Raw genomic sequence first — 26,204 nt, 5'->3', positions numbered from 1 at the left:
TTATGAGGAGACTAAATCAGCCGAGCGCCTGAAATTCAACGCGGCGGTTTTCGTCGGCGCGCGGATCGTCCTTGTTCAGAGGTTCGGCTTCACCCACGCCCAGTACTTCCAGTCGCCCTTCGGCGATACCGCAATCGCTGACCAGAAAGCGTTTGACTTCTTTCGCGCGCAGCAGAGACAGATTTTGGTTGTAGTCCGCAGATCCTGCGCTGTCAGTGTGGCCGATGATCTGAAAGACGTTAACGTCGACGTTTTTCATCGCTTGGCACAAGGAGGACAGCTTGGGTTTTTGATCATCGCGCAAGGCGGCCGAGGCGAAGTCGAACCGAACCTGGATATTAACCTGATCTTCCGAGGCCACCGGTTGGTATTCGGCCGGGGCGGCAGCAACTGTGGTTTCCACAGCTTCGTCGGTTGCTTCAGTCGCGGATGTTGAAGGTACGATCACCAAGCCACGCGTTTTTTGCTTGTTGAATGCATCGGTGATTTCGTCGGCTGTTAGTTCATTGGATTGGGCCAAAGCGAATTGTGTCGTGCAAACGAGGGCCACGGCCGAAGCCCCAAAAAATTTAAGTCGAGAAAAAGTAATCATTACCGGAGTCCTTCCCTGTTTGGGACAAAGAGTACCCGTGCCTCAGGTGTGCGACAATGAAGAAAGTCACATTTGTGATTAAGAAATAAAGCCGAGCACGTGACATCTTGCGCGGCGACTTTTAGATTTGGGCGCAATTGAATTGAGATACAGGTAAACACATCAGATGCGCATAGTTCCGGCAGTAATTCTTGGGGTTTCGATTATGTTGGCCCCTGTTATCTGGTATGTTTTCCCACTGATCGTTCCAATGGAAAGTGATTTTGAGGGGCCGGCAATCGATTCAGGCGCGCGGATCGAAATCGAAATGCTGAGCCAGCAAGTTGAAGATATGCGCAACGAGATTGAGAGGCTGTCGCTCGAGATATCGCGATCCCAAAGCGACGGTTCGGCCGTGTTGCAAGGCGCAGACGGGGCGGACGACTATGGATATGACAGCACCAGCCCAAACGAGATCATTGATGCTTACGCTCAGGTTGTCCTTATCGCCAACCGCAACGACGTTAATCAAGAACTCAAACTGGCGAGTTCGTCGTTTCTGAAAGAGAAATTCGGGCTGCCGCGCGAAGACTTAACAGATAATTGTCAGTCCATGACCAACCCGCGGTTAGAGGAAAACCTTGTATTAGAAGAAGTCGGCCCGGTTCGGGTACGCATGTTGAAACCGGCAATAGACTCTCTGCGCGTTGTTTTCGAAAACATCCGTCGCACGGACCCCGACCTCTATGCACGTATCAATACGGCCGGGTCCCTGTGTGTGCGGCGGATTCGTGGCGCGACCTCATCCGCATCGGCCCATGCCTATGGCCTGGCTGTTGACTTGAATATCGACGGGGTGTTGGACACGCTGGGCGATGGCAAAACCCAGCTGGGCCTGACTATTCTGGCCGACTTCTTCCGGCAGGAGGGCTGGGTATGGGGTGCGGCCTGGGGTCGAGAAGACTCGATGCATTTCGAGGTTAGCCGCAACAAGATCGAAGAATGGTTGGAGCAGGGACTTTTGTAAAATCGTCGAATGACACGACGCTCTGTGAACTAGGACACGGACAGTCTCGGAACCAATCGTGATATGGATAACCTCAATCCAGACTGGTATCCTGTATTGGGAAATACAATCTTGCTTTGGCCTGCGGGCTGGGCTTTTCTAGGTTCTGTTTTAAGGTTTCACTAAGGGTTACGAATGCCAAAGACTCTACCTCAGGCGATCATGCGGATTCCGCGTCTCAGCATGATATTTGCTCTTGCAACCGGTGGCAGTCTTGTCCTTTCGGACGCGGTGCTGGCCCAAAGCGCGTCGAATTTGGCACCGTCAACATTTCAGCCGCAAAATCAACGCAATACGGGCCCTGTTACTGTCGCCAGAGACCCTGGCGCGCCGGTTCCCGAAGGTGCGGACAGATTGTTTGTGACAGTCGGGCGCGTGGATATTGAAGGCGCTCTGCCGCAAATGGAGGCTGCCAATGCCGCCTTTATTGAACGACTGACGGGAAAGCGTGTTGCTGCCTCTGAAATTTTTGCGGCCACAAATCGCCTTGAAAGCGCGTATAGCAATGCCGGTTTTGTTCTGAGTCGGGTCGTTCTGCCGCAGCAAACTTTGCGAGATGGTGGAACGTTGCGGATCGTTGTAGTCGACGGGTTCGTCGAGCGTATTGACGCAACAAAAGTTCCGGAAGAGGTCCGGGACCGCGTGGTCAAGATTACCCAGCCGTTAATCGGCAAGCGTGGCATCAAACTGCAGCAGATCGAGCGCGCCTTGCTGCTTGCAGGTGATACGTTCGGAGTTCGCTTGGCGTCGACCTTGTCGGCAGGTGACAGCAATGGCGGCACCGTTCTGACCTTGGATGGAGAGTTCAAGGAATTTACCGGTTCATACGGGTTCGACAATACTTTGTCCGATGATCTCGGCCCGGTGAATTTGAACCTTGGGCTTGAGTTCAACGGCCTGCTGGATCTGGGTGAGACATTCTATTTTAACCTGGGTGGGTCTCCGACGCGGTTTTTCTCGGGTGACCCTGAGTATCGGATTTTGGCTGCAGGTGCGGTATTCCCGATCGGGTATGATGGCTTTACGATTAACGCTGAGGTGACCTCTAGCGAAGCGCGTCCCGACACGGATTTTTTACCTAACGAAAGCGAGTTCGAAAGGTTTTCGCTGCGGCTCTATTATCCGTGGATTAGATCTAAGAAAGTTAATCTTTCGTCGCAACTGATCCTGGATCGTATCAGCGATACGCAGAACCTGTTGGTCGGTCCCTTTGAAATTCCGGTCTTTGACGACGATATCAGCGTGCTGCGCGCCACTTTGGATGCCACACGCGCCTATGATAATGGTGGCTTCCTGCGCGGGAGTATTGTGCTTTCAAGGGGTTTGGACATCCTCGGCGCACGGACCTCAGTCGGCCCCGGAGAAACTCCATTCTCGCGCCAGGACGCTGAACCGGAATTTACGAAACTCGTTCTGTCCGGCCAGTATCAGCGTCCTCTGAATGCCAACTGGTCGTTGGCTTTGAACGGCCGAATTCAAACCAGCTTCGGGGACGCTCTGGTGACGTCCGAGCAATTCAGTATCGCAAGCACCAGCGAATTGTCGACCTTTGATGCGGGTTCGTTGCGTGGCGATGACGGATGGGTCGTGCGGTCCGAAGTGGGTCGATCGCAGCGGGTCGAAGTGGCTGGGTTGCCGCTGATCCTGAAGCCTTATGTATTTGGTGCTTACGGCGAATTGGGAATAGAACAACCTACGGTTTTTGAGCAAAGCACGACTACGGCCTACGCCTATGGGATCGGTGCTGATTTGATTGCAATTGAAGACTCGACCTACAAGTCGGGTTCGTTACGAGTTGAATATGGGAGAGGTGAACGCGATGACCTGGGGGCAGACGAAAACCGCTTCAGTATTGTTGCAAGCCGCAGATTTTAGCGCTCGCGCCACATTGATCCGCGGCGCAATTTTGACAGCCACGGCAACGCTATGGGGCACGACAGCTCTGGCACAAACGCTGCCTAATGGCGGAACCGTAGCGGCGGGAACTGTTACGATTGCGCAACCCAGCGGCAACCAGCTGGACATTACGCAGGGGTCGGGCGCAGCCGTAGTGAATTGGAACGGGTTTTCGATCGGGTCTGGCTCGACAGTTAATTTCTTCCAGCCCGGGCAAGAAAGCGTGATTTTGAACCGGGTGACGGGGGATACTACCAGCGCAATTCTTGGCCAGTTGAATGCTAATGGTCAGGTGTTTCTGGTTAACCCTAACGGTATTTTTATTGGCCCCAACGGCGCAGTCAATGCGGGTGGCTTTGTGGCCTCGACCCTTGATGTAACGGATGAAGATTTCCTTAACGGGCGCTATCGCTTTGCCGGAAATGGAAGTTCAGCCGCAGTGGAAAACGCGGGAACAATCTCGATTGTTCCGGGCGGGTATGCAGCGCTAATTGGTGGGCAAGTTTCCAATTCGGGCTTGATCCGTGTGCCTCTTGGCAAGGTGGGGCTTGGTGCGGGTGAACAAGTAACACTGGATATTTCCGGCGATGGCTTTTTGCAGGTCGCTGTTCCTTCGGATAGCGATGACGCCATGATGGAGGCGTTGATTACCAATTCAGGGCGGATCGAAGCCAATGGCGGTTCCGTTCACCTCAAAGCGGCCAGTGCTCGGAATGCGGCGCGACAGGTCATCAACATGTCTGGCGTGATCGAGGCTCAATCGGTTGGCGGAGTATCCGGAGCTGTCGTTTTGGGTGGCAGCGGCGGCGGCGTTCGGGTCAGTGGCACGATCGATACGTCGGCTCAGGCAACACTTGTCGAAACGTCGCTTCGGCCAAAGGTGCGTACTCAGAACGGTGGGTCTATAACCATAACTGGTGAGGCGATCACGCTGGCAGGGGCCACGCTGACATCCGACGGGACGGGTGGTGGAGATGGTGGAACCATTCTGGTCGGTGGCGATTTTCAGGGCGGTGGTACGCTTCCGACGGCGCAGACAACCTTAGTAGATGCGAGCACCAGTATCTCAGCAGACGGCGGAGACGAAGGTAATGGCGGTCGCGTTATTATCTGGTCCGATGACCTGACCGAGTTCCATGGCCAGATATCAGCCCGTGGCGGGGATACTGCGGGCGATGGCGGCTTTGTCGAGGTCTCGGGGCAGATCGATCTGGTCTATCGCGGTTTTACCGACCTGCGCGCTCCGAATGGGGAAACCGGAGATCTGTTGATCGATCCGGTGAACATAACGATTCCGGGCACGTTTACCGAAGCGGGTCTGGAAGCCCAGCTTGAATCTGCGGATGTGTTTCTGACTACGTCTTTGACCGGCACAGATGACGGCAATATCACGATCAACGCTGATATCGACTGGATGGCGGCAAATACGTTGTTCCTGATCGCGGATAACATGATCACGATCAACGGTGCGATCAACGCGGTCAACGGTGGGTTGTTGCTGAATGCAATGGGGGCGGTCGACGGAGTAGGCCGGATCACCACCGGCCCTGGCGGCAGCATAAGTGTGGCCACGTTCAACTTGGTTGCAGGGTTCTGGGATCAGGTTTCGGCAACGCTGCCCAGCTTTTTCGCGGGCGATTTCATTGTCTCGCCAAACGCCACATTCCTGCGCGCCACAGGCGGCAACGGGTCGGGCGCGAACCCGTTCCAGTTAACCGATATTTATGGTTTGCAGGGTCTCAACGGCTCTAGCCAATCCTTTGCGCTGGTCAACGACATAGATGCCTCGCCCACGTCCAGCTGGTCATTTGGTTTTGTCCCCGCAGATTTTTCAGGCACGCTTGAAGGTAACAGGTTTTCGATCAACAACCTGTTCATAGACAACGACTTTACCTTCGGCGGCCTTTTCGGCACTCTGGATGGTACCGTGCGTAACCTGAGTATCAGGAATGCGGATATTACCGCTCAGGGTGGTGGCATACTTGCCGGTGAAAACCTTGGGACAATCTCGGGCGTTAGTGTGTCGGGCAGCTTCACCGGCAGTGACGACGTGACCGGCGGGCTGGTTGGCATTAACGATGGCGGTACAATCAGTGACAGTTTTTCGACTGCCAGTGTGACGGTTGATCCGATCGAGGCTGATTTCGTTTTGGTCGGTGGTTTGGTTGGAGAGAATTCTGGGGTCATTCAGCGTTCGTTCAGTAGTGGTTCGGTGTCCGGACTTGGCTTTGGCGAGTTTATCATGGGCGGATTGGTCGGCGAGAACTTCGGTTCGATCGTTGACTCGTATTCCAACTCGGACGTCCGGGGGGTAAGCCAGTTTTCCAGCCCGATGGATACCGTAGCCGTCGGTGGTCTGGTCGGAATAAACAACAGTGGTTCGGTCACACGCAGCTATTCGAACGGCAGTGTGGATTTTTCCGGCAGCGATACTCCGATGTTGGGCGGATTGATCGGTAGTAATTCCGGGACTGTCACCGCATCTTTCTGGGACACGCAGAGTTCTGGGCAGAATACCAGCGCCGGCGGCACGGGACTGTCCACGTTCCAACTGAACGACACAGTGACGTTCTTCAACCTTGCTTCGGCACAAGGCTGGGACTTTGAAAACACCTGGGCTCCGGGATCGGGTGAGACAGGTCCGGCAAATTACACGACCTCGCCGGTTGTGTTTGCTATTCCCGACAATATCGCGGTTGTTGAGGGCGAACAGCCGCCCAATGCGACGACGGGCACGATTTTCGGTGGGCCTTCCGTTTACCTGTTTGGTCCCCCATCTGATTCTTTGGATACGTCCACAGTATTTGAGGGGTTGAACTTCATCGAAAACGACGATGGCACCACGACATTTACGCTGTCGACCTCGTTTTTGCTCAGCTCAGCCGAAATAGGATATCAAGTTGTGTCTTTGCCCGGTTCGGTTGTGACAGTAGTGGAGCCGATACCCGTTCCGCCCACACCCGAGGTAGAAGTTACTCCGACCGTTGATACCACTATAACCGGCGGCGGCGGAGGTGGTGGCACTGCTGTGACAACAGTCGCCGAGGCTGAAGCAACACTTGGGACTGTTGAAAACGTATCCGAGGAATTCGGAGGCGAGATCGCATCCTGCGCCAGCAGTGGTGAGAATGTCAGTGAGTACCTGGCCTGCCTTGCCGAAGCGATGGATGACTACGCGTCCGAACTTGACGGTATCGTGAAGGGTTTGCCACCGGGGCTCGAATCCGTCGGTGACATCATTCGCGGCGCCAGCGCGGGTATCCGCGAGGCAGGTGACGAAGCCAATCGCCGCCTGTCGCTGGCCACTACCGCAGAAGAGCGCAACGCCATCCGCCGCGAGGCGGTACAGCAGGCGCGGCGGCAAATCCGTCAGGCCCAGCGTGAGATCCGCAAGGCCATCACATTGATTAGAGCAACCGATCCCGAGCTTGCCATCGTTCAGAACCAGCAGGTAGAAACGATTGTGGCAGCGGTCGGTCAGGCGGATATCGGACTGACCCGCGCCATCGGCCTTTGATACGTCGGAGAGTAGACCATTGGCTCTGAAACGTTGCTTCGCAGCGCTTATCCTGATGCTGTTCAGCGCGACTATGGCGCTGGCGGACAAACGGGTTGCGCTGATTATCGGCAATTCCGACTACGTGTCGGTCAGCCCGCTGGACAACCCGATCAACGATGCCTCGGATCTGGCCATCGCGCTGGAAGGGCTGGGGTTCGAGGTGTTTCTGGGCACTGACCTGACACGGGACGAGATGCTGTCGCTGGCAGAGTCCTATGGCACGACTGCTGCAGATTCTGATGTATCGCTGCTGTTTTATGCCGGGCACGGGTTTCAGGTGAACGGACGCAACTATTTGGTCCCTGTCGATGCGCAGATCACCAAACCTGAAGATATCCCTGAACAGACCATCCAGATGGAGGAGTTCGTCAACCGAATGGAACGCTCGGACGGCATCCGTCTGGTGTTTCTGGATGCCTGCCGCGACAACCCGTTCGAAGGAACGGGTTTGGAGGTCGGCGGCGAGGGGTTGGCACGAGTCGGCAGTGCGGCGGACTTCATGTTTGCCTATGCCACCCAGCCCGACAACGTGGCCTATGACGGCACCGGCCGGAACAGCTTTTTCACCGAGGCGCTGCTGAGCCATATCTATACGCCGGGTCAGGACATTTCGGACCTGATGATCTCGGTGCGCAAAGACGTGCTGGCCTCGACAGGGGGACGGCAGATTCCGTGGGACAACTCGTCCCTGACGCGGCAGTTCCGGTTCGACAACAGCCCCGTGACTGCGTCCGAGGAGACGCTGCTGTGGCAGGTGGCAGCGAATGCGCAGGATGCGTCCCTGATGCAGCTCTATATGGATCGCTACCCGCAGGGCGCGCATGTGAATGAGGTCGTGGCCTTTTTAGACAGGGCCGGGCAGGGGCAGACACTGACCCGCGCGGTCACGGTTGAGGACGCAGACGAACAGGCCGAACGTCTTTGGAAACTGGCACAGCGCAGCCGGATGCGCCCGCTGCTGGAGTTCTACCTTGAGCAATATCCCGAGGGCGCACATGCGGCACAGGCGCAGCGTCTGATCGCGTCCATCCCGCGTCCCGAGGACAGCACCCCCGGAGGCATTTGTGAACGGCTGGCAACCCACCCGCGCGATCGCACGGCCAGCATCCCCGGCGTGCCCTTCAGCCGTCTTCAGGAAAACGCCCTGACCGCCATTCAGGCGTGCAGTGCTGCAGCGGCGCAGACGCCGGACCTGTCCCACTACGTGGCCCTGTTGGCGCGGGCTACGATTGCGGCAGGGGATGTGGACCGGGCGGTGACGCTTTACAAGCAGGCAGCCGAGGCGGGGGACCTGCGGGCGATGGTTTCGCTGGCACAGCTACATGAGGGCGGCACAGGCGTGCCGCAGGATCAAGCCAAGGCACTTTCGCTGTACGAACAAGCCGCCCAAGGTGGCAGTTTTGATGCGATGATCAACCTGGCCGTAACTCTGTTCGAAGGGCAGATCGTCCCCAAGGACGAAGCGCGCGCAATCGCGCTGTTGCAACAGGCAGCGGACGGAGGGTCAGCCAAGGCCACCTTCAATTTGGGCGTTCTGGCGCAGGATGGAATTACAGGCTCGGCGGATCAGGCGCTTGGCTATTTCCAGCGCGCCGCACGTGAAGGCGAATATCAAGGTTATCTGGCGGCGGCGATCTTGCTGGACGAAGGGCGCGGCGTGCCCCGCGATCCGCTTGAGGCCGCGCGCATGTTACTGCGTGGTGCGGCTGAGGATGACGGGGCGATCGTGAACCAACTGTCGCTGGCCTCGGACCAGTGGACGCGCGAGACGGTGATGGAAGTGCAAAAGCTGCTGCAAAAGGCCGGGTACTACAACAGCACCATCGACGGTGTGCCGGGGCCGAATTTCATCTCGGCCCTGCAACAATGGCGCAGCGGTGGGTTCGATCCGATCATTCTGGCCGCGAACTGACCCTAATTAACCGGCACAAATTCGATCCGGCGGTTACGGCGTTTGCCCTCAGCCGTGTCGTTCGAGGTCACGGGGCGGCTTTCGCCATAGCCCACGGTTACAAGACGTTCCGGCGCAATCCCCTGATCGACCAGATAGGCGTTCACCGCCTGCGCCCGCCGTTCGCTGAGCACACGATTGGCGGTGTCTGAGCCATCGCTGTCAGTATGACCGCCGATCTCGATTGTCAGTTCTGGGCAGCGGTTCACGATGTCATGCAGGTTCGTCAGCAGTGGGATAGAGTCTTCGGACAAGCGCGCGCTGCCCGATGTGAAATAGATGTTTCCGGTGCGGGACAGGATCTCCATCCGACCTTCACAGGCTTCGCGGTCCAGATCGCCTTTGGTCTCAAGCGCCGCAGCGCCGGGGGTGGCCGAGGCCGCGACCAGTTGCGGGGGCGTGCCCGCCTTCGCGCGGTCGAACACGAAGCCAAAGCTGACAAAACCGAAGGGCAGGATATCAACGCCCGCGGCCTCTTGCAGCTTGCCGCGACCTTCTTCCAAGTTGAAATCGGGCAGGGCGATGGCAATCGGTGTGGTGTTGGCCACGGCCACGCGGTCGTTGTCGACCAGAGTGATCGCAACCTGCGCAACGCCGTCCTTGGTCACACCGTGTAGCGACAGAGAATAGGGAAGGTCGATAATCTTGTGCCGCGCCTGATGCAGGTCGACCAGCTTTTCGGGGGGAAGCTGGGCGGTGATGATGGCCTCGGGGTATTTGAAGGTTTCAAAGAACAAAAAGCGCATCCGCACGTTGCGCAGGTCGATCTTGGTATCCACGCTGTCCATCTGCACCCGAATTTCGGCCGCGCCTTGGGGACTGATCACGCCCGACAGGCTGGCAAACCCGCTGTTTTCCGCGACCGAGCTTTTCTTGACCGAAAGAAACTGCAACTCGGACGCGGCACCATCCAGCGCCCAGCCGTGTTCAAACGGATCGGCGCTTTGCGCCCATGTCGCGTTGGCCAGCAGCAAGCTGGCTATGGCAAAAAAGCTTCGCATCAGGTTTGAACGCGGCATGTGTGACCCTCTTCCTATGCTTGATCGCCGATCCGGGATATGTCAGGCGATGGCCACAATAAAGTCAAACGATAGATTTAGATATATTCAGGTTGGCATGATGCTACGGCGTCACGGGTGTGATAAAAGAACGGCGACAAAGGATCCGATGTGTTTCGCATTTTCTACCCTCTGATTGCGATGATTTCGCTGGTATGGACCAGCCTCGCCTGGGCCGAGCCGCGCATTGCGCTGGTGATCGGAAATTCGGCCTATGGTTCAGTGTCGCCGCTGGACAATCCGGTCAATGACGCGACGCTGATTTCCGGCAAGCTTTCAGAGCTTGGGTTCGAGGTTCGTAACCTGACCGACAGTTCCCAGATCGAGATGAAGCGCGCCATTGCCCAGTTTGGCCGCGATCTGCGGCAGGGGGGCGAGAATGCAGTGGGCCTGTTCTATTACGCCGGTCATGGCGTGCAATCGTTCGGGTCAAACTACCTGCTGCCGGTTGATATCTCGCTGAGCGACCCCGCTGATCTGGACCTGATGGCGGTCGAGGCGCGCTCGGTCCTGCACCAGATGGCCTCGGCACATAACAAGACCAATATCGTCATTCTGGACGCCTGCCGGAACAACCCGTTCGAGAACCTCGCCGATATGGATGACAACGGTCTGGCAGAGATGAAGGCCCCCACGGGCACGTTTCTTGCCTATGCCACTGACCCTGGCGGCGTCGCGCTGGACGGGGAGAAGGGCAACAGCCCCTTCACGCTGAGTCTGGCGAGCCATATCGAAACACCGGGGATGGCCATCGAACAATTGTTCAAGAAAGTCCGCGTGGATGTGCTGGAACAGACCCGAGGGCTACAAACGCCGTGGGATACTTCGTCGCTGACGCAGGATTTCGCGTTCTCACCGCAGATTCAAACGCCCATCGTCCAGACCCAAAGCGAAGAGGAGCTTTGGCAGGAGGCAACCACTTCGCGTGATCCGGTTCAGATCATGCTGTTTATGCGCGCCTATCCAGACAGCGCTTATGCTGCCGAAGCAAGCGATCTTTTGCAGACCGTTCTAGCCGAATCCTTTGGAACCGCGCCGCAACCCAAAGTGCCAGAGCAAACGGTGATTGAGGCAAATGAAACCGAACGCCTGATGTACGAACTGGCGTTGGCTGACGACACTGTGCATGCATATGAGGTCTATCTGCAAAGTTTCCCTGAAGGGGCGTTCTCGGGTAAAGCAGCCGAACGTTTGGCTGCCTTGAAATACGGTGAGGAAACCGTGACCCGTAAGACCGAGGCAGATCGTGAGTTGTCAGAAACAGGACCGCCGGGCAACACCCCGATGACGCTCGATTCAGTATTGGATTTCGGCAATGACCATGTGCGCGGGCAAACGATTAACCAACTGGTGGCAGGCGCGCCACTGTTCCCTCCGATCGAAGGTTTGCCGGATGAGTTGTGGAAAGACCAGTCCTGTTCGAATTGCCACCAGTGGACGCCCGAGGACCTGTGCAATCAGGCCCAGACCTATGTCAACCGCCCCGAGGCCGGGAATGTCGCCAAGCAACACCCCTTTGGCGGCGGTTTGAAAGTCAACCTGCGCCGTTGGGCATTGGGCGGATGTCAGGGCTAAATGTTTAACCCGACAGTTTAGCTAAATCGGCGCTGAGTGCGCGCGCGTCCGAGATGCTTTTTTGCAGGGCCGCCAGTCTGGCTTCCGGCGTAACCCCCCCAGGCGTGTCGTTCAAAACACGGTCGATGCGAGCCGCCGTTGCTGCGTCGCCTCCACCAGTCGCGTCGCGTTTTTGTAGAATTTTGAGCTTGAGCTTGGCCAGTTCAGATTCCGACGATCGAATTTGCGCAACAAGCGCATCATTTCGTGCCTGCGCCGTGGCCACATCCCCTTCGGCTGCGGTGATACGATCGTCGTAGGCACCGGTAGTAATTCCAGAAACACCGGCGAAGAACCCACCGTCTGCAGGATCAGTCGTGGTTTGGCACGCGGTAAGAAACAGGCAGGCTAGGGCGGCAGAGCGGATCATTCGTGTACCCTTCACAACGACGACGCCAGATCACTGGCGATCCCGCGCATCTGAGTGATCTGGTTCGACAAAGCCGTAAGATCCGCATCTATTGGTGAAGTTGCCTGTCCGCGGTCAATTGTAAGAGAGCGGGCCTCGGTGAATTCGGCCTGTCGTTTGGCGGCGCCGTCAATGGCCAGTTCCATCTGGGTCAAGTTTCCGTTGGCCTCGGCCAATTCTCTTTCGATCTGCGATGGGTCGGCCGTGCCTGCGGTGATGCTTGCGTTCAGTGAATCCAGTTCGGCTTTCTGTGCAGCCAGAACCTGGTTCATAACGGTTAGTGTCGTCTGCATTTCAGTTGTGTTGCGATCCAGGTCTTTCTTGATCTGTCGCAAACGCGCCTCGCGCCCTGCATAGCTGCGCTGGACGAAGGCGACGTAAGTCCCTGCTAAAGCCCCGGCGCCAAAACCGACCGAGATGCCTGTGCCCACATCATCACTACCACCCAGGCCAAAGCCGATCCCTCCGCCTGCCGCGCCTCCGGCGACTGCGCCCTGCAGGATTGTTTTTTGCATGGCTGCGGCCTGTTTGACCAAATCAGCCTCGGCTTGTGTCATGCCCGAGGGGGTGGTTGCTGGTGCCGACGTCTGAGTGCTGTCGCCACAGGCCGCCAGGACTAAGGAGGCAACAACAAGGCTTGCACCTATTCGGGAGGGATAAGATCGGCCAGCCATTGGTAACTTCCTTTTCTGCTATCATCTGCTTGCGATACATGCCGCAGGAACAAGCTCGCGTCCTGCGTCAGTTGCGCATTGGCAAAATCGAGATCACGTGACCCTGATGCGGCATTGACAATCGAAGCATCAATGTCGGGCGGGAAAAAAATAATAGCGCGGGCCAGTACCTCATCATAATAACTGCGGCTCTGGTCCAGACGGCGCAGGATAATCCCGCGCGACCGGTAGATGTCGTAGATATCACTGCGTGCCTGTTGCAAAACAGGCAATGCGTCTGCATTTGAACGGGCGATGTCTTCGATTTGCTCCAAAGCATCCTCGGCAATAGTGAGCGTGCGCTCGACGCTACGAAGGGCTATTATGTCGGTGCGCAGCCTTTGCATCGTTGTGACCGCCAGATACACCGAAACCTGAGCCGCGTCTTCAAATAGCCGCTCCGGCGTGGCTGTTTCCGCAGCTGGCAAACCCCTCCTATAGCTGTCCAGTGCAGGTCCAAGGTCAGGTGACTGCGGTTCTTTGAGATGCCCCAATGCCATCAAGGCGGTCGCAAGCTTCTGAGGATCGGCCTGTGTGAATGTGGCACTGACCGATGTCAACGGAGTCGCCGCCGGCGTTTCAAGGGATGCCAGCTGTTCACGGGCAAATGAGGCAAACAACCCATCGGGATAGGTTTTCAGGTAAGTTTTGAATTCTCGGCTGTCCGAACTGGAGGAAATACGTCTCCAATGTTCCAGATCGGCAGTGATTTCGTCTTTGGGCGAACTGTTGGGCAGGCCTGGAGCAAAGCTGTGTTCGTCCAGCACAGATTCCTCGACCCAAGGGATCTGGCGCCCATCGGTTTCCAAAACCACTTGCTGGCGGACACGACCCAACATCAGTCGAACGTCCAGGTCCGGCGTCGCAATATGGTCCAGTAGCCCATTGGTGAAAACGCTGTTCTTTCCTTGCCCGTCATACGCCACGTTTCCTGGGTCTGTCGCGTAGGCTATCAACAAACCCGCTCCGCCACGCATTCTGACAAGGCCATGTTCGACGAGGCCCTTATCGGAAAACGGATTGTTACGGCAGGCATCCAAAAGCAGGACGCCGACATCGGGCCCGGCCTTGGTCATAACGTCTCGCACTCGGTCCAAGGTGATCGAACTGCGTTTCAGTGCCTGCAGGCTATTTCCGTTGAAATCGGTACCAATCAGGTAATTTGCCCCGCCGATCTGTACCCCATGCCCGGCATAGAAGAACACGGCCATCTTAGCGTCTTTTGAGATAGCACCAAACTTGTCTACTGCCTCTTGCATGGCTCGTGCGTTTTGGTTTGTGGTTTGAATGACCGTGAAACCAAGTTCTTGCAACGTGTTGCCCAAAGCTTCGACATCGTTGCCGGGATTGCGCAGTGACATCTCCTGCGTGGCATAGTCCGAATTGCCAATCAATAGTGCGACGCGATCGGCTGCGTAGGATTGCGCCGCACTCAAAACCAAACACAGTAGAATGATGGGTATTCCGATGGTCATGCGGGTCTGGCTCATGATTTCACGATAGCCCAACAGATGAACAGATAACAATCTGATTTGGGACGCTCAGTCACCGGGGTTTGGCTAGGCGTTTTTGTCCGGGCAGTGTTTGTTGAGAGCAGCCGAGAGAGTTCGCTAAAAGCCGTGCGTCAATAATATGCGCGCGTCCTGTTGCATCATTTTATTGGCCAGCATTCAGGGCTGTAGCGGCAGGCTTGTTAAACATAGACTAGGTCGACTTGTACAGACATTGACCCTGCGGAAATGTTACGTTTTCCGTTAGTAGTGTTGGGAACCACTATCCAGTCCTTAGTCGGTTTCTGGAGCGAGGGCATCGTAGATTTTCTGACCTTCTTCAGATTGAAAAAAACCCTTGCGACCCAAAAGCCAATATCCACTGGAGGAGGTAGCCTCGTACTGGGAAAGTTGAACAAGACTGCCGGCGTTCAGGTGGCCTTGTAAAACGCCGTGCCATCCCAGTGCGACCCCTGATCCTGCCAGCGCCAGATGTAGCGCCATACCATGATCGTTTACGATGATCCGGTTGTCCAAGAAGTTCCAGTTCTCGGAACTGGCCCCAAGCCAGGATTGCCAGTCTAACCAGCGGTGCTCAGTGTCTTCCAGTTCGATGAGGGGAACGCCTCCGGTTTCAACCCGGTCCTTCAATTTAAGAATCTGTCGTGCGACGCTGGGCGACGCGACCGGGAAAACACGTTCCTGGATCAACAGGCGGGATTCGAACCCGGGCCAGTGTCCGTCCCCGAAGGCAATCCAGCAATTTGCCTCTTCTCGAAACAAGTCAGCATCCGTTACTAGCGTTACGACTTTGGTGCGCACGTTCAGGTGTTTGGACAGTGCCGGTAGGCGGGGTGACACCCAATGTGCGCCTACGCCGGCATATGTTGCGATCGTCCAGACCTGCTTTTGATCGGCACGTCGAATCCGGGCAGATGTCTCGCGGATTCCATCAAAAGCTCGTGAAACCGAGTGAAACAAATCATGAGCTGGCGGTGTGGGCTCAAGCCTGCCGTTTTTTCGCAGGAAAAGACGAGTCCCCAAATCTTCTTCTAACTGTTTGATTTGATAGCTTATTGCTGGCTGCTGGACGTTCAGGGCATCGGCGGCCCTAGTAAAGTTACCCAGAATGTAGACTTCTTCGAAGGCGCGCAGGCCTTTGAGTGTCGGTGTGCGTCGTGACATTGAAAAATTCGATACCCCTCAAAAATTTTTCCATATTTTACAGAATCCGCATTCTAATTAAACAACGCGGACCAGAAATTAGTCAGACAGAAAAAGACACAATGCGCCAGAAGTGATCCGGATTGGTTTCCAAAAAGTTAACTACGTCTTCTTGTGGCGTTTGATGGCTTGACGGGTACCTGTTTCGGCGTTGAGAGTGCCATTGAGCTTTCTTCCTGAACGTTCTGAGCCGCCAACAGTTGGCGGCAAACTAAAAAACTTATCTGGTCGTTTGGGAGGAAAGGCCATGCAGCACAACTTTGACGCATTGGCGCAAAATGCGGCGAACTTTGTACCGCTTTCACCGCTTTCGTTTTTGTCGCGGGCAAGCTCGGTCCATCGAGACCGTGTCGCGGTTATCTATGGGGATGTTCGCCGCAATTGGAGCGATATAGCCTCTCGGGCGCGTGCTGTTGCAAGCGGCCTGAAGGCGTTGGGTTTGTCCAAGGGAGACACGATTTCGATCCTGAGCCCGAACATCCCGGAATTGTTCGAGCTTCATTTCGCCATCCCGCTGATGGGCGCGGTTCTCAACACGCTCAATACACGGTTGGAAGCCGAAACGATCGCTTACATTCTGGATCATGCCGATACCAAACTGGTGATTGTTGATCGTGAGTTCGTTCCCCTCCTGTCGCAGGCTTTCGAGCGGCTTGGCCGCACGATTCCAGTGGTCGAGATCAACGATGTGAACGCGCCAAGGTCCGACACGTTGGGTGGCAGAAACTACGAAGATCTCGCCGCGGCCCCTGTCGATCCTGATCTGTCGGTCTCGCCAGCCAGTGAATGGGATGCGATCGCTCTCAATTACACGTCAGGCACATCGGGGCGCCCGAAGGGCGTCGTGTATCACCACCGTGGTGCGTATCTGATGGCTTTGGGTACTGTCGCCGCTTGGGAAATGCCGCACTATCCGATCTATCTGTCTGTGGTCCCGATGTTCCATTGTAATGGTTGGGGCCATCCGTGGATGATGGCTATTCTGGGCGGAACCAAGGTTTTCACGCGGACGCCCGCAGCAGACAAAGTTCTGGACGCGATCCGGACCCATGGTGTCACCCATTTGGGAGCAGCGCCTATCGTACTTCAGATGATCGCTGAGCACGAAGATACCGATGCCGCGCCGTTTGATCCGGCAATTCGTGTCCTTACCGCTGGTGCGCCGCCGCCACCTTCTGTCTTGGAAAAGACCAAGGCGATGGGTCTGGACGTCATGCAGGTTTACGGCCTGACCGAAACATATGGTCATATATCGCAGTGCTTGTGGCAGGATGAATGGGATCACAAACACCCCGAGGAGCAAGCCCAGTTGCAAGCCCAGCAGGGTATCGCTTTCCCAATGGTCGAAGATGTGACGGTTCTGGATAGCGAGACCGGGCAAGAAGTTCCGCGCGACGGCGAAACGCAAGGCGAGATTGCCATTCGGGGCAACACGGTGATGAAGGGGTATTACAAAGATCCCGAAGCCACGGCCAAGGCGTTCAAGGATGGATGGTTCTGGTCTGGTGATGCCGCCGTTGTTCAACCGGACGGCTATATCCAAATCCGCGACCGGTTGAAGGATGTGATTATCTCGGGGGGCGAGAACATCTCGTCGGTCGAGGTTGAGGCCGTGTTATTCCGCCACCCGGCAGTTCAAGCAGCGGCGGTTGTTGCCAAGGCTGACCCGAAATGGGGGGAAGTGCCATGTGCATTTGTTGAACTGCGCCCGGGTCACGAGGCTGACGAAGCGGAAATCATCAGCTTTTGTCGCGCAAATCTGGCTGGGTTCAAGACCCCAAAATCGGTGATCTTCGCTGAGTTGCCCAAGACATCGACCGGAAAGATCCAGAAATTCCAGCTGCGGGAAACCGCCAATGCCGCAAAGGAGTAGATGGATACAGTCACACCAGCAGCACGTTTGCGCGATCAACGCTCTGAGACGCGAAAAACGGGTTTAGGGTGAGAGACACTCGAACACAAAACACCGCTCGATACAGAAGACGGAGACCTAGGTGCCGGGCGGATCGTGCTTTATGACCACCTAATTTAAGTGCGAGCTTTACGAAATCACGGAGGAGAAACATAAATGGCAAAAGAACCACCACTGATGGAGTTGCCCATCGAAGTCAGCGAAGGCGGCTTTTACGATGGCTTCAGCAAAGACGTCACCATCGCGTCAAAAATCCTGGTCGGTGCGCTGATCTTCTGGGCGATTGCCTTCCCAGAGAATGCATCGAGTGTTTTGGGCGCAATGAACAGCTTCCTGCTGTCGAACTTTGCGGCCTGGTACACGTGGGTCGTGGCGTTCTTCATCATCGTCTGTGTGGTGCTGGCGCTGATCCCGTCGACTGGCCGTCTGAAAATGGGCCTGCCCGGTGACAAACCTGAGTTTTCAAGCTTTTCCTGGTTCTCGATGATGTTCGGGGCGGGGATTGGCATCGGAATGCTGACGTTTGCAACCGCAGAGCCTATGTACCACTTTGCCAATAACCCCGAGGTTATTCAGGGTCTGGCAGAAGGGTCGTCGGCTGACAACGTTCGTAATGCCTATAAGTGGTCGTTCCTGCATTGGGGCTTCTCGGCTTGGGCGTGCTATGCGTTGGTTGGCTTGTCGCTGGGGTATTTCTCGTACCGCCGCAACCTGCCGCTGACCATCCGCTCGGGTCTGGCACCGCTGTTCGGCAGTGCGCTGTCGGGTAAGCTGGGTCACGCGATCGACATCGTTGCAGTTGTTGCCACCATTCTGGGCGTCGCGCAGACGCTGGGCTTTGGCGTTGAACAGTTCGTCGCCGGTCTGCACCGGATTGGAGTTGGCGACTGGCTGCTGAACGAAGATGGCAAAGCCACTACCGCTGCCATCGTTGTTGCTCTGCTGGTCATCATGGGTGCGTCCACCTTGTCTGCTCTGTCGGGCGTCGGCAAAGGCATCAAATGGCTGTCGAACATCAACATGGGCCTCAGCTTCTTCCTGCTGGCGTTCTTCTTGATCTTCGGCTCGGCTTTGTTCGGTCTGCAAGCACTGTTTGTCGGCTTGTTCGACTATATCGTGGCGCTGCCGGGTATGCTGTTCAACGTCTGGAAAGCTGATGGTACCGAAACCGGCGATGCGCTGGCCAGCTGGCAGGGCGGATGGTCCGTCTTCTACTGGGCCTGGTGGATCGCATTTGCACCATTCGTGGGTGTGTTCCTGGCGCGTATCTCGCGCGGGCGGACCGTTCGTGAATACGTACTGGGTGCGATCATCATCCCCTCGATGATGTGTTTCGTCTGGTTCACCATCGTTGGTGGCACCGCCATTGACCTGACCCTGAACGGCACCGCTGGTGACGCGATTTCGGGTGCCGGTCAGCAGGCACAGCTGTTTGCGATGCTGGACGTGATCCTGTCGTCTGGCTTTGCTTGGGTAATGGCGGTCATTGTTGTGATCCTGCTGCTGACCTATCTGGTCACTTCGGCAGACTCGGCTGTTCTGATCGTGAACACCATCAACTCGGGTGGTGACGAAGGCCCCAAAGGCCGTCCGCACATCATCTTCTGGGGCGCTGCCCTGGCGCTGGTTGTGGGTGCCTTGTTGATCATCGGTGGGCTGGGCGCAATCCAGACCGCGATGGTAATCGGAGCGCTGCCGTTCAGCCTGGTGATGGCGCTGATGGGTGTTGCCTTGATCAAAGGTATCATCCGAGACAGCCGTCGTGAAAAGCTGGGTGTGAACAGCGTTCACGTCGCTGAACCGGCCGAGTAAGGTCAAAAAAATCGGGGCGGGTGTGTAAAAACGCCCGCCCTTTTTTTGTGCCCGGCCTTTCGTGGGCCACAGAATTCGTTAGAAGTTTGATCCAGACAAAAAGCCATAGGATAGACGATGCTGACCCTCGACCAACTGAGTGAACTGAAGAATCTGGTCGTTGAGCGACACGAAGATGGCGTCTGGATTGTGCGATTGAACCGCCCGAACAAACGCAACGCGTTGGATATTGCCACGATTGATGAACTGGTTGACCTGTTCAGCAGCGCGCCTCGACTTGGCGCCGCGGCGATTGTCCTGACGGGTGAAGGCGATCACTTTTGCGCTGGCCTCGATCTGGTCGAGCACCATCAGGCCGATCGCAGCCCTGCTGATTTCATGCATGTCTGCCTGCGTTGGCATGAAGCGTTCAATAAAATGGAATATGGCGGTGTTCCCGTGATCGCCGCCCTTACTGGCGCTGTTGTGGGCGGCGGATTGGAACTGGCCAGTGCGGCGCATATCCGTGTCGCCGACGCCAGCACCTATTTCGCTCTACCCGAGGGTCAGCGTGGGCTGTTCACCGGCGGTGGGGCCACTATTCGGGTCGCTGATCTTGTTGGCAAGGCCCGCATGGTCGACATGATGCTGACAGGTCGCGTGTATCAGGGGCAGGAGGCAGTTGAAATCGGCCTCGCGCAATACCGTGTCGAGGGGTCCAGCTTTGACAAAGCGTTGGATCTTGCGCGCCGCGCGGCTGAGAACCTGCCGTTGACCAACTTTGCCATCTGCTCTGCCATCAGCCACATGCAGAACATGTCTCCTTTGGACGCGGCCTATGCCGAATCGGTCGTTGCCGGTGTGGTGAATACTCAGACTGATGCCCGCGCGCGACTTGAGGCGTTTGCCAACAAGACGGCCGCTCGAATTCGACCCAACAGTTAGTCCATCGAATGTCAGCTTTGGGCGTCGAGGGAGTCGTAACTTGCTCGGTTTTCCGAAAAATAATTTATTAAAAACAGTTTATTAGGCGTTTCGTTTCGAGGAAATATTAACTCTGCTTATATCACTTGGTATGATTAGTCATTGGATTTGTTTTGTTTGGATTTGGCAGATTGAGGTCAACCCAAGGAGGAGGCATCCATGACGACGACTGCAATTGGCCACTATATCAATGGCGAGGTTTATGGTGGTGCGCGCACCAACACTCAGGACGTGTTCAACCCGGCGACGGGGGCTCTGACGGGGCAGGTTGATCTGGCCTCGGTTGGGGATGTGGACAAGGCGGTTGCGGCGGCGAAGGCTGCGTTTCCGGCCTGGTCGAACATGCCTCCGATCCGCCGCGCGCGGTTGATGAACAAGTTCCTGAACCTGCTGAACGAGCACAAGGACGAGCTGGCCCGCGCCATCACCGCCGAGCATGGCAAGGTCTTCACCGACGCCCGCGGCGAGGTTGAGCGCGGCATTGATATCGTCGAGTTCGCCTGCGGCATCCCGCAGCTGCTCAAGGGCGATTTCACCGATCAGGTGTCGACCGGCATCGACAACTGGACCCTGCGCCAGCCGCTGGGCGTGGTGGCGGGCGTGACCCCGTTCAACTTCCCGGTCATGGTGCCGATGTGGATGTTCCCGGTCGCCATCGCTGCAGGCAACACCTTTGTCCTGAAGCCCTCGCCGACCGACCCGACACCGTCGCTGATGTATGCCGAACTGATGAAAGAGGCCGGCTTCCCCGATGGCGTCTTCAACGTGGTGCAGGGCGACAAGGTGGCCGTGGACGCGCTGCTGGAGCACCCCGACGTGCAGGCGATTTCCTTCGTCGGCTCGACCCCGATTGCGAATTACATCTACGAGACCGGCGCCCGTCACGGCAAGCGCGTGCAGGCGCTGGGTGGGGCCAAGAACCACATGCTGGTGATGCCCGATGCCGATCTGGACAAAGCCGTCGACGCGCTGATGGGCGCGGCCTATGGCTCGGCCGGCGAGCGCTGCATGGCGATCTCGGTGGCCACGCTGGTGGGCGACGTGGCCGACAAGATCGTGCCGATGATCGCGGAACGTCTGGCCTCGCTGAAGGTCAAGAACGGGGTCGAGATGGACGCCGAAATGGGCCCGATCGTCACCAAAGCCGCGCATGAGCGGATCACCGGCTACATCGCCAAAGGTGTCGAAGAAGGCGCTGATCTGGTGGTCGATGGCCGTGGCTACACGGTTGAAGGTCACGAGGATGGCTATTGGATGGGCGGCACGCTGTTCGACAATGTCACCAAGGACATGACCATCTACAAAGAGGAAATCTTTGGCCCGGTTCTGTCCTGTATCCGCGTCGACAGCTTTGCCGAAGGTGTGCAACTGATCAACGACCACGAGTTCGGCAACGGCGTCAGCATCTTCACCCGCGACGGCAACGCCGCGCGCGAGTTCGGGCGTCAGATTCAGGTGGGCATGGTCGGTGTGAACGTGCCGATCCCGGTGCCGATGGCCTGGCACGGTTTTGGCGGCTGGAAGAAGAGCTTGTTCGGCGACACCCACGCTTACGGCGAAGAGGGCGTCCGCTTCTACACCAAGCAGAAGTCGATCATGCAGCGCTGGCCCGAAAGCATCTCAAAAGGCGCTGAGTTCACTATGCCCGTCGCGCGCTGAGATCGGAGCACTGACCATGGAAACCTTTGACTATATCGTCGTGGGGGCCGGCACTGCCGGCTGCCTGCTGGCCAATCGTCTCAGCAAGGACCCGTCGAAACGTGTCCTGCTGCTGGAAGCTGGTAAGAAAGACAATTACCCGTGGATTCACATCCCCGTCGGGTATCTGTACTGCATTGGCAACCCCCGCACCGACTGGTTGTACCAGACCGAGCCCGACAAGGGCCTGAACGGTCGAACGCTGCGCTATCCACGTGGCAAGACGCTGGGAGGCTGTTCGTCGATCAACGGCATGATCTACATGCGGGGTCAAGCGCGTGACTTTGACAATTGGGCAAAGTTGAGCGGTGAAGAGGACTGGAGCTGGCAGAACTCTCTGCCCGACTTCAAGGCACATGAGAACCACTACAAGCTGGATGGCGGGGCGGACCCGGCGACCGGCGACAACAGCCGCTTTTCCGACCTGCATGGTCATGGCGGCGAGTGGCGCGTCGAAAAGCAGCGCCTGCAATGGGACGTGCTGGATTCCTTTGCCAAGGCCGCAAATGAGGCGGGCATTGAATCGACCGACGATTTCAACTCGGGCGACAATGCCGGGGTCGGTTACTTTGACGTCAACCAGAAGTCGGGCTGGCGCTGGAATACCTCGAAAGGGTTCCTGCGTCCGGCAAAAGACCGTCAGAACCTGACTATCTGGACCGAAGCGCAGGTCGAACGCCTGACCTTCGACACCACAGATGACGGCGCGACCCGCTGTTCCGGTGCGATTGTGCGCCGTTCTGGCCAGCCGGTGACCGTCAAGGCGCAGGCCGAGGTCATTCTGTCCGCCGGGGCCATCAACTCGCCGCAGATTCTGCAGCTGTCAGGCATCGGGGATGGTGAATTCCTGAAATCGCAGGGTATCGACGTGGTGTTGGATGCGCCCGCCGTGGGTGAGAACCTGCAGGATCACCTGCAGATCCGCGCCGTGTTCAAAGTGGACGGGGCCAAGACTCTGAACACGCTGGCCAACAGCCTGGTGGGCAAGGCCAAGATCGGCCTGCAATACGCGCTGCAGCGCTCGGGCCCGATGAGCATGTCGCCCAGCCAGCTGGGTGCTTTCACCCGGTCGGACCCCAGCCGCACCCACGCCAATCTGGAATATCACGTCCAGCCATTGAGCCTTGAGGCCTTTGGCGAAGACCTGCATGAATTCCCGGCGATTACGGTCAGTGTGTGCAACCTGAACCCCACCAGCCGTGGCCATGTGCGCATCCGGTCAGGCAAATATACCGACGCGCCGATGATCGCGCCGAACTATCTGGACACCGAGGATGACCGCAAGGTCGCCGCCGACAGCCTGCGTCAGGTGCGTGAAATCATGGCGAAACCGGCCATGAAGCGCTATAACCCGCAGGAATGGAAACCGGGCACCCAGTACCAGTCCGATGAGGAACTGGCCAAGCTGGCAGGCGATATCGCCAACACGATCTTCCATCCCGTCGGCACCGCCAAGATGGGCAGCGCGGATGATCCGACGGCGGTGGTTGACCCTCAGCTCAAGGTCAAGGGGATCAAGGGATTGCGCGTGGTCGATGCCTCGATCATGCCCGAGATCACCAGCGGCAACACCAACGCTCCGACTCTGATGATCGCGGAAAAGGCAGCGCGGTGGATTCAGGCGGGCCGGTAAAGCCGCACCCAGAAACATCTGGCCTCGGGTTCATGGGCGGACCCGGGGCTTTTCACGTCATATCGGACTGCGGGTCCGACATTTTGCAGGGATAATGCACATGACACGTCACACGTCCACGGAGCTGCCGCTTGCCGGTGTCAAGGTGATCGATTTTGGTCAATATATTGCCGGTCCGGCCGTCGCCATGGTGCTGGCCGATTTCGGCGCGACCGTGATCCGGGTGGAAATCCCCGGCGGTCCGTTGTGGGAGAGCCCGGCCAACGCGACGCTGAACCGCAACAAACAGATTGTGACGCTGGACCTGAAAACCGACGAAGGTATGGAGCAGGTCCGTCAGTTGATCGCCGAAGCTGATGTTCTGGTCGAGAGCTTCCGCCCCGGCGCCATGACCCGCATGGGTCTGGATTTTGCCGAGATGCGCAAAGCCCGCCCGGAACTGATCACCCTGTCGATCCCCGGTTTTGCCTCGAATGACGAGCTGCGCCGCGAATGGCGGGCCTATGAAAGCGTCATCGCTGCGTCCTCGGGCGTGTTCACCGATATGGGCCTGAACCGGGTGCTGATGGGGATCAACCCGTCCTTTTCGCCCCTGCCGCTGGCCTCGGCCTATGGCACAATGCTGGCCGCGTCTTCGGTCGTTCTGGCGCTGCAATCGCGAGAGCGTACCGGGTACGGCGACCAGATCGAGGTGCCGCTGGCCTCGGCCGTGATGGAAGGGCTCAGCTACAACTCGATCAAGATCGATGACTATCCCGACCGCTACAAGACCCAGCGCGAGCTTGAGATCGAGCGCCGCCGGATCGAAGGTCTGCCGATGAATGTCAGCTATGAAGACCTGCAGGAATTGCTGGACCCGTTTTATCGGTCCTACAAGTGTAAGGACGGGCGGATGTTCTATGTGGTCTGCCCCAGCCACAAGGACCACGCCAAGCGCTGCCTCAAGAAACTGGGCATCTACGATGAGCTGGTCGAGGAAGGGCTGACCGAGGAAGAAGACACTTACCTGCCCATGTCCGAGTGGAAGAATGACGTGTCGCTGGGCGTCTATCCCCTGCCCAAGGAATGGGCCGACAAGATCGCCGAGCGGATGAAAGAGGTGTTCCTGACCCGCACCTCAAAGGAATGGGAGCGGATTTTCGGCCGCGGCAAATTCCCCGGTGCCCCGCAGCGGTGGCTGCAGGAGTGGATTCACGATGACCACGCCGAAACCGCCGGTCTGATGGTCGAGGTCGAAGACCCCGAGTTTGGCACCATGATCCAGCCCGGCCCGATGGTCTGGCTGGAGGAAAGCGGCGAAGAAATGCTCGAACCGCGCGGCCGGGAATGGGTGGATTTCGACACGGCTCTGGCCTCGCTGCACGCGCATGAAACCGTGGTGCCCGACCCGGTGCCGGAAGAAGAGAAAACCGGCTGGCTGGACGGCGTCCGCATTCTGGACCTGTGCAACGTGATTGCCGGGCCGCATTCGGTGTCCTATCTGGCCCGGTTCGGGGCCGAGGTGATCAAGCTGGACCCGGCCAAGCCGTTTTATGACTGCTGGAACACGGTGATCTTCAGCATGACGCACGGATCGGGCAAACGCTCGGTTCTGGCGGATATGAAATCGCCCGAAGGTCGCAAGATTTTTGAGAAACTGGTGAAATCCGTCGATGTCATCGTCTGGAACGCAACCGACGCGCAGGTGCAGTCGATGGGTCTGGACCGTGAAAACCTGGCCAAACTGAACCCCGATGCGATCTTCTGCAAGATGGATTGCTTTGGCGGCGTCCGCCGGGGCCCGCGGTCGAACTATCTGGGCTATGACGATCTGGTGCAGGCCACCACGGGCATCATGCTGCGCTTTGGCGGCTCGATGGAGACGCCCGAGGAACACGCGCATGTGGGCACGATCGACGTCATGTGCGGCTTTGGCGGCTCGCTTGGTGTGGCGACGGCGCTGTATCAAAAGCTGAAAACCGGTCAGGTCGGGCGTCCGCGCACCTCGCTGGCGGCACTCTCCGGTCTGGCTCAGATCCCCTATTGCTATGACCATGAACGCCGGGGGCTGTTTGATGAACCGGCGGGACGTGAGTTTAACGGCTATGACGCGCTGACCCGCTTCTACTATACCTCGTCCGACCGTTTCATCCTGCTGAGCGCCTATGAGCACGATGTGCCCCGTCTGGCCTCGGTCGAGGGTCTGGAAGGATTTGATGAGGTCGCCCCCGAAGATCGCGACGCCTTTCTGGCCAACGCCTTCTATCAGGCCCGCGCCAGCGACTGGGCCGAACGTCTGCAGGCGGCGGATGTGGGCGGAACCATCTGCGAAAACATCGAGTCGCTGCGCTATTACAACGCGCGGCCTGCGGATGGCACGCCGGGGATCGACCGGGGCAGCTATTCCTTCTCGGTGCGCGAAGATCACCCCAGCGGTCACACGGTCACGCAGCTGGACCCCTTTGCCATCCGTCCTGTGCGCGGAACGGTTTATGCTCTGGACCCGGCTGAGAAATTCGGCACGTCCACGCGGGCGGTTCTGCAGGAGCTGGGCTATGACGACGCGGCCATTGACGGAATGTTAAACGATGGCACGATCAGTGAAAGCTGGAGCAGGGAATACCTGCCCAGTTAACAAAATGACCTAAGCGGCACC

Annotated in this window: 17 protein-coding genes; 11 read left to right on the top strand and 6 right to left on the bottom strand. The window is 57.4% G+C overall.

What is annotated here, in order from left to right:
- Positions 1–16: 16 nt before the first annotated feature.
- A complete protein-coding gene (locus tag J7380_RS18130; RefSeq protein WP_209197444.1) occupies positions 17–592 on the bottom strand; it encodes an OmpA family protein in 576 nt (191 codons plus the stop codon).
- A 250-nt stretch (positions 593–842) separates the two neighbouring features.
- Between J7380_RS18130 and J7380_RS18125 the strand changes: the two genes are divergently transcribed.
- The 4 genes from J7380_RS18125 to J7380_RS18110 all read left to right on the top strand — a co-directional run bounded on the left by J7380_RS18125 (position 843) and on the right by J7380_RS18110 (position 9,004).
- Positions 843–1,598 (top strand): M15 family metallopeptidase, encoded by a 756-nt coding sequence (locus J7380_RS18125; protein ID WP_247742627.1) that lies wholly within the window; start codon positions 843–845, stop codon positions 1,596–1,598.
- A gap of 174 nt (positions 1,599–1,772) precedes the next feature.
- Positions 1,773–3,512 (top strand): ShlB/FhaC/HecB family hemolysin secretion/activation protein, encoded by a 1,740-nt coding sequence (locus J7380_RS18120; RefSeq protein WP_209197426.1) that lies wholly within the window; start codon positions 1,773–1,775, stop codon positions 3,510–3,512.
- Positions 3,439–7,050 carry a filamentous hemagglutinin N-terminal domain-containing protein gene (locus J7380_RS18115; RefSeq protein WP_209197421.1) on the top strand — a complete coding sequence of 1,204 codons (3,612 nt, stop codon included), beginning with the start codon at positions 3,439–3,441 and terminating at the stop codon, positions 7,048–7,050. The genes J7380_RS18120 and J7380_RS18115 overlap by 74 nt, the downstream gene beginning before the upstream one ends.
- Before the next feature lie 19 nt (positions 7,051–7,069).
- Positions 7,070–9,004, top strand: a complete 1,935-nt coding sequence (locus J7380_RS18110) for a caspase family protein (RefSeq protein ID WP_209197417.1) — start codon at positions 7,070–7,072, stop codon at positions 9,002–9,004.
- A gap of 2 nt (positions 9,005–9,006) precedes the next feature.
- On the opposite strand, the gene J7380_RS18105 is transcribed toward J7380_RS18110, so the two are convergent.
- A complete protein-coding gene (locus J7380_RS18105; protein WP_209197414.1) occupies positions 9,007–10,062 on the bottom strand; it encodes an OmpA family protein in 1,056 nt (351 codons plus the stop codon).
- Between the two features lie 150 nt (positions 10,063–10,212).
- Between J7380_RS18105 and J7380_RS18100 the strand changes: the two genes are divergently transcribed.
- A complete protein-coding gene (locus J7380_RS18100) occupies positions 10,213–11,676 on the top strand; it encodes a caspase domain-containing protein (RefSeq protein WP_209197411.1) in 1,464 nt (487 codons plus the stop codon).
- A 4-nt stretch (positions 11,677–11,680) separates the two neighbouring features.
- On the opposite strand, the gene J7380_RS18095 is transcribed toward J7380_RS18100, so the two are convergent.
- The 4 genes from J7380_RS18095 to J7380_RS18080 all read right to left on the bottom strand — a co-directional run bounded on the left by J7380_RS18095 (position 11,681) and on the right by J7380_RS18080 (position 15,512).
- Complete coding sequence (locus J7380_RS18095; RefSeq protein WP_209197408.1) at positions 11,681–12,085, bottom strand: hypothetical protein; 405 nt, start codon at positions 12,083–12,085, stop codon at positions 11,681–11,683.
- Between the two features lie 11 nt (positions 12,086–12,096).
- Positions 12,097–12,798, bottom strand: coding sequence for a hypothetical protein (locus tag J7380_RS18090; RefSeq protein ID WP_209197405.1), 702 nt, complete (start codon positions 12,796–12,798; stop codon positions 12,097–12,099).
- Entirely contained in the window at positions 12,768–14,327 is a 1,560-nt protein-coding gene (locus tag J7380_RS18085; protein ID WP_209197389.1) for a caspase family protein, read from the bottom strand. The genes J7380_RS18090 and J7380_RS18085 overlap by 31 nt, the downstream gene beginning before the upstream one ends.
- 294 nt (positions 14,328–14,621) lie before the next feature.
- Positions 14,622–15,512, bottom strand: a complete 891-nt coding sequence (locus J7380_RS18080; RefSeq protein WP_209197386.1) for a LysR family transcriptional regulator — start codon at positions 15,510–15,512, stop codon at positions 14,622–14,624.
- Positions 15,513–15,798: 286 nt separating this feature from the next.
- On the opposite strand from J7380_RS18080, the gene J7380_RS18075 reads away from it, so the two are divergent.
- The 6 genes from J7380_RS18075 (at position 15,799) to J7380_RS18050 (ending at position 26,183) form a co-directional block, all read left to right on the top strand.
- Entirely contained in the window at positions 15,799–17,424 is a 1,626-nt protein-coding gene (locus J7380_RS18075) for an AMP-binding protein (RefSeq protein WP_209197384.1), read from the top strand.
- A gap of 195 nt (positions 17,425–17,619) precedes the next feature.
- Positions 17,620–19,275 carry a BCCT family transporter gene (locus J7380_RS18070; RefSeq protein ID WP_209197382.1) on the top strand — a complete coding sequence of 552 codons (1,656 nt, stop codon included), beginning with the start codon at positions 17,620–17,622 and terminating at the stop codon, positions 19,273–19,275.
- 117 nt (positions 19,276–19,392) lie between these two features.
- Complete coding sequence (locus J7380_RS18065; protein WP_209197379.1) at positions 19,393–20,199, top strand: crotonase/enoyl-CoA hydratase family protein; 807 nt, start codon at positions 19,393–19,395, stop codon at positions 20,197–20,199.
- Positions 20,200–20,397: 198 nt separating this feature from the next.
- Complete coding sequence (locus tag J7380_RS18060) at positions 20,398–21,897, top strand: CoA-acylating methylmalonate-semialdehyde dehydrogenase (protein ID WP_209197370.1); 1,500 nt, start codon at positions 20,398–20,400, stop codon at positions 21,895–21,897.
- Positions 21,898–21,913: 16 nt separating this feature from the next.
- Positions 21,914–23,569, top strand: a complete 1,656-nt coding sequence (locus J7380_RS18055) for a GMC family oxidoreductase N-terminal domain-containing protein (RefSeq protein WP_209197367.1) — start codon at positions 21,914–21,916, stop codon at positions 23,567–23,569.
- 100 nt (positions 23,570–23,669) lie between these two features.
- Positions 23,670–26,183, top strand: coding sequence for a CoA transferase (locus tag J7380_RS18050; protein ID WP_209197365.1), 2,514 nt, complete (start codon positions 23,670–23,672; stop codon positions 26,181–26,183).
- The last annotated feature ends 21 nt before the right edge of the window (positions 26,184–26,204 follow it).

This window comes from Ruegeria sp. R8_1 (assembly GCF_017743815.1).
GTDB classification, from domain to species: domain Bacteria; phylum Pseudomonadota; class Alphaproteobacteria; order Rhodobacterales; family Rhodobacteraceae; genus Ruegeria; species Ruegeria lacuscaerulensis_A.
This window is presented reverse-complemented; position numbering and strand designations above follow the sequence as displayed.